The 5,205-nt window shown below is 56.9% G+C and carries 3 rRNA genes; all 3 read left to right on the top strand.

Annotated features, from left to right (window positions below):
* Nucleotides 1–62 precede the first annotated feature (62 nt).
* Nucleotides 63–1,580: ribosomal RNA gene (locus ACH0BZ_RS16205) — 16S ribosomal RNA — on the top strand.
* A gap of 324 nt (nt 1,581–1,904) precedes the next feature.
* Nucleotides 1,905–4,997: ribosomal RNA gene (locus ACH0BZ_RS16200) — 23S ribosomal RNA — on the top strand.
* Between the two features lie 84 nt (nt 4,998–5,081).
* A 5S ribosomal RNA gene (gene rrf, locus ACH0BZ_RS16195) occupies nt 5,082–5,198 on the top strand.
* Together the 16S, 23S and 5S rRNA genes form the textbook arrangement of a ribosomal RNA operon.
* Nucleotides 5,199–5,205 lie beyond the last annotated feature (7 nt).

Here is a 5,205-nt window from a genome sequence, read left to right as displayed (position 1 = left end):
TAACAGCCAGTTTTTGGTTTGTTTGTTTGCTTGGATTGTGCTTTTCGTAGTGCTGAGAAGCTTTTATGGAGAGTTTGATCCTGGCTCAGGACGAACGCTGGCGGCGTGCTTAACACATGCAAGTCGAACGGTAAGGCCCTTTCGGGGGTACACGAGTGGCGAACGGGTGAGTAACACGTGGGTAATCTGCCCTGCACTCTGGGATAAGCCTGGGAAACTGGGTCTAATACCGGATAGGACTTCTGGCCGCATGGTCTGGGAGTGGAAAGTTTTTCGGTGCAGGATGTGCCCGCGGCCTATCAGCTTGTTGGTGGGGTAATGGCCTACCAAGGCGACGACGGGTAGCCGGCCTGAGAGGGTGATCGGCCACACTGGGACTGAGACACGGCCCAGACTCCTACGGGAGGCAGCAGTGGGGAATATTGCACAATGGGCGAAAGCCTGATGCAGCGACGCCGCGTGGGGGATGACGGTCTTCGGATTGTAAACCCCTTTCAGTAGGGACGAAGCGCAAGTGACGGTACCTGCAGAAGAAGCACCGGCCAACTACGTGCCAGCAGCCGCGGTAATACGTAGGGTGCGAGCGTTGTCCGGAATTACTGGGCGTAAAGAGCTCGTAGGCGGTTTGTCGCGTCGTCTGTGAAAACTCGGAGCTTAACTCCGGGCGTGCAGGCGATACGGGCAGACTTGAGTACTACAGGGGAGACTGGAATTCCTGGTGTAGCGGTGAAATGCGCAGATATCAGGAGGAACACCGGTGGCGAAGGCGGGTCTCTGGGTAGTAACTGACGCTGAGGAGCGAAAGCATGGGTAGCGAACAGGATTAGATACCCTGGTAGTCCATGCCGTAAACGGTGGGCGCTAGGTGTGGGGGTCTTCCACGATCTCCGTGCCGTAGCTAACGCATTAAGCGCCCCGCCTGGGGAGTACGGCCGCAAGGCTAAAACTCAAAGGAATTGACGGGGGCCCGCACAAGCGGCGGAGCATGTGGATTAATTCGATGCAACGCGAAGAACCTTACCTAGGCTTGACATATACAGGACGACGGCAGAGATGTCGTTTCCCTTGTGGCTTGTATACAGGTGGTGCATGGTTGTCGTCAGCTCGTGTCGTGAGATGTTGGGTTAAGTCCCGCAACGAGCGCAACCCCTGTCTCATGTTGCCAGCACGTTATGGTGGGGACTCGTGAGAGACTGCCGGGGTCAACTCGGAGGAAGGTGGGGATGACGTCAAATCATCATGCCCCTTATGTCTAGGGCTTCACACATGCTACAATGGCTAGTACAGAGGGCTGCGATACCGTGAGGTGGAGCGAATCCCTTAAAGCTGGTCTCAGTTCGGATTGGGGTCTGCAACTCGACCCCATGAAGTCGGAGTCGCTAGTAATCGCAGATCAGCATTGCTGCGGTGAATACGTTCCCGGGCCTTGTACACACCGCCCGTCACGTCATGAAAGTCGGCAACACCCGAAGCCGGTGGCCTAACCCTTGTGGAGGGAGCCGTCGAAGGTGGGATCGGCGATTGGGACGAAGTCGTAACAAGGTAGCCGTACCGGAAGGTGCGGCTGGATCACCTCCTTTCTAAGGAGCACTCACCATGCACTGTGTGTGTGGTCAGAGTTGATGGGCAGTTTCGGTCCCGAGTGTGGGCCGGCTGACCCGCTCATGGGGTGGAACACTATCGCGCAGGATCTCTGGTGATCTTCGGGGTGTCGGTTCAGGGCCGGCATTGTCCCGGGGGGAGGGGGTTCGGGACGAAGCACACTGTTGGGTGTCTGAAACAACACCGTTGTTTCTGACTGGCGCTGATTCCCGATGTGCTGCCTGTGTGGGTGGTGTGGGTGGGGTCGGTGTGTGTTGTTTGAGAACTGCACAGTGGACGCGAGCATCTTTAATTGTTTTGTGTTGTAAGTGTGTAAGAGCACACGGTGGATGCCTTGGCACCAAGAGCCGATGAAGGACGTAGGAGGCTGCGATAAGCCTCGGGGAGCTGCCAACCGAGCTGTGATCCGAGGGTGTCCGAATGGGGGAACCCAGCGCGCGTGATGGCGTGTTACCCGCATCTGAATTCATAGGGTGTGTGGAGGGAACGCGGGGAAGTGAAACATCTCAGTACCCGCAGGAAGAGAAAACAACAGTGATTCCGTGAGTAGTGGCGAGCGAAAGCGGAGGAGGCTAAACCGCATGCGTGTGATACCCGGCAGGGGTTGCGTGTGTGGTGTTGTGGGGCGACATGTCCCGGTTCTGCCGGACCGGGCGTCGATGTCCGCGGGTTAGGGGAACGACTTGGAAGGGTCGGCCGTAGAGGGTGAGAGTCCCGTACCTGAAAACCTTGTGGCGGGGCGATTGTTGTTCCCAAGTAGCAGCGGGCCCGTGAAATCTGCTGTGAATCTGCCGGGACCACCCGGTAAGCCTGAATACTCCTTGGTGACCGATAGCGGATTAGTACCGTGAGGGAATGGTGAAAAGTACCCCGGGAGGGGAGTGAAATAGTACCTGAAACCGTGTGCTTACAATCCGTCAGAGCCCTTTTGGGGTGATGGCGTGCCTTTTGAAGAATGAGCCTGCGAGTTAGTGGTATGTCGCGAGGTTAACCCGTGTGGGGAAGCCGTAGCGAAAGCGAGTCCGAACAGGGCGTTTGTAGTGGCATGCTCTAGACCCGAAGCGGAGTGATCTACCCATGGCCAGTGTGAAGCGACGGTAAGACGTCGTGGAGGCGCGAACCCACTTAGGTTGAAAACTGAGGGGATGAGTTGTGGGTAGGGGTGAAAGGCCAATCAAACTCCGTGATAGCTGGTTCTCCCCGAAATGCATTTAGGTGCAGCGTCGCATGTTTCACCTCGGAGGTAGAGCTACTGGATGGCCGATGGGCCCCACAAGGTTACTGACGTCAGCCAAACTCCGAATGCCGAGGTGTGAGAGTGCGGCAGTGAGACTGCGGGGGATAAGCTTCGTAGTCGAGAGGGAAACAGCCCAGATCGCCGGCTAAGGCCCCTAAGCGTGTACTAAGTGGAAAAGGATGTGGGATCGCTGAGACAGCCAGGAGGTTGGCTTAGAAGCAGCCACCCTTGAAAGAGTGCGTAATAGCTCACTGGTCAAGTGGTCCTGCGCCGACAATGTAGCGGGGCTCAAGTACACCGCCGAAGCCGCGGCACTCACACGTGTACCTCCTCCGGGCAGGTGTGTGGGTGGGTAGGGGAGCGTCGTGTGGCCCTAGAAGCGCCGGAGTGATCCAGGTGTGGAGGCCACACGAGTGAGAATGCAGGCATGAGTAGCGAATGACGAGTGAGAAACTCGTCCGCCGGATGACCAAGGGTTCCTGGGTCAAGCTAATCTGCCCAGGGTGAGTCGGGACCTAAGGCGAGGCCGACAGGCGTAGTCGATGGACAACGGGTTGATATTCCCGTACCCGTGTGTGCGCGCCCATGGTGAATCAGTGATACTAACCGCCCAGAACCACCTAGACGGTCTTCGGACCGCGTGGTGGGGATGCGCGGGACCTGATCTGGTAGTAGCCAAGCGATGGGGTGACGCAGGAAGGTAGCTGGGCCAGTCAGTGGTTGTACTGGTGTAAGAGTGTAGGCCGACGTGTAGGCAAATCCGCACGTCATCAAGGCTGAGACTTGATGCGTACCCGTTGTGGGGAATTCAGTGATCCTATGCTGCCGAGAAAAGCCTCTAGTGAGTTCATACACGGCCCGTACCCCAAACCAACACAGGTGGTCAGGTAGAGAATACCAAGGCGATCGAGAGAACTGTGGTTAAGGAACTCGGCAAAATGCCCCCGTAACTTAGGGAGAAGGGGGACCACGCCCGGTGACCCATGTACATGGTGAGCTGGGGGTGGTCGCAGAGACCAGAGAGAAGCGACTGTTTACTAAAAACACAGGTCCGTGCGAAGACGTAAGTCGATGTATACGGACTGACGCCTGCCCGGTGCTGGAAGGTTAAGAGGACCGGTTAGCCGCAAGGCGAAGCTGAGAATTTAAGCCCCAGTAAACGGCGGTGGTAACTATAACCATCCTAAGGTAGCGAAATTCCTTGTCGGGTAAGTTCCGACCTGCACGAATGGCGTAACGACTTCTCTGCTGTCTCGACCACAGACTCGGCGAAATTGCATTACGAGTAAAGATGCTCGTTACGCGCGGCAGGACGAAAAGACCCCGGGACCTTTACTATAGCTTGGTATTGGCGTTCGATTCGGTTTGTGTAGGATAGGTGGGAGACTGTGAAACATGCACGCCAGTGTGTGTGGAGTCGTTGTTGAAATACCACTCTGATCGCATTGGACGTCTAACCTCGGCCCATGATCTGGGTTAGGGACAGTGCCTGGTGGGTAGTTTAACTGGGGCGGTTGCCTCCCAAAGAGTAACGGAGGCGCCCAAAGGTTCCCTCAGCCTGGATGGCAATCAGGTGTTGAGTGCAAGTGCACAAGGGAGCTTGACTGTGAGACTGACACGTCGAACAGGGACGAAAGTCGGGACTAGTGATCCGGCACCGGCAAGTGGAAGCGGTGTCGCTCAACGGATAAAAGGTACCCCGGGGATAACAGGCTGATCTTCCCCAAGAGTCCATATCGACGGGATGGTTTGGCACCTCGATGTCGGCTCGTCGCATCCTGGGGCTGGAGTAGGTCCCAAGGGTTGGGCTGTTCGCCCATTAAAGCGGCACGCGAGCTGGGTTTAGAACGTCGTGAGACAGTTCGGTCTCTATCCGCCGCGCGCGTAAGAAACTTGCGGAAGGCTGTCCCTAGTACGAGAGGACCGGGACGGACGAACCTCTGGTGTGCCAGTTGTTCCACCAGGAGCATCGCTGGTTAGCTACGTTCGGAAGGGATAACCGCTGAAAGCATCTAAGCGGGAAGCCTGTTCCAAGATGAGGTTTCTCACCACCTAGCGTGGGTAAGGCCCCCCACAGACCATGGGGTTGATAGGCCGGAACTGGAAGCGCAGCAATGCGTGGAGGTGACCGGTACTAATCGGCCGAGGACTTACACACCAAACAATCACGCTCCGCGTCCACTGTGCAGTATCTGAAACAACACACCACACAACCACACCGTGTGGCCTTGTTTCACAGAGTTACGGCGGCCATAGCGGCAGGGAAACGCCCGGTCCCATTCCGAACCCGGAAGCTAAGCCTGCCAGCGCCGATGGTACTGCACTCGAGAGGGTGTGGGAGAGTAGGACACCGCCGAACACAACTT

Source organism: Dietzia sp. 179-F 9C3 NHS, from assembly GCF_045369825.1.
In the GTDB taxonomy this organism is placed as follows: Bacteria; Actinomycetota; Actinomycetes; order Mycobacteriales; family Mycobacteriaceae; genus Dietzia.
Note: the sequence above shows the minus strand (reverse complement) of the source record. Positions and strands in the feature narration are given on the sequence as shown.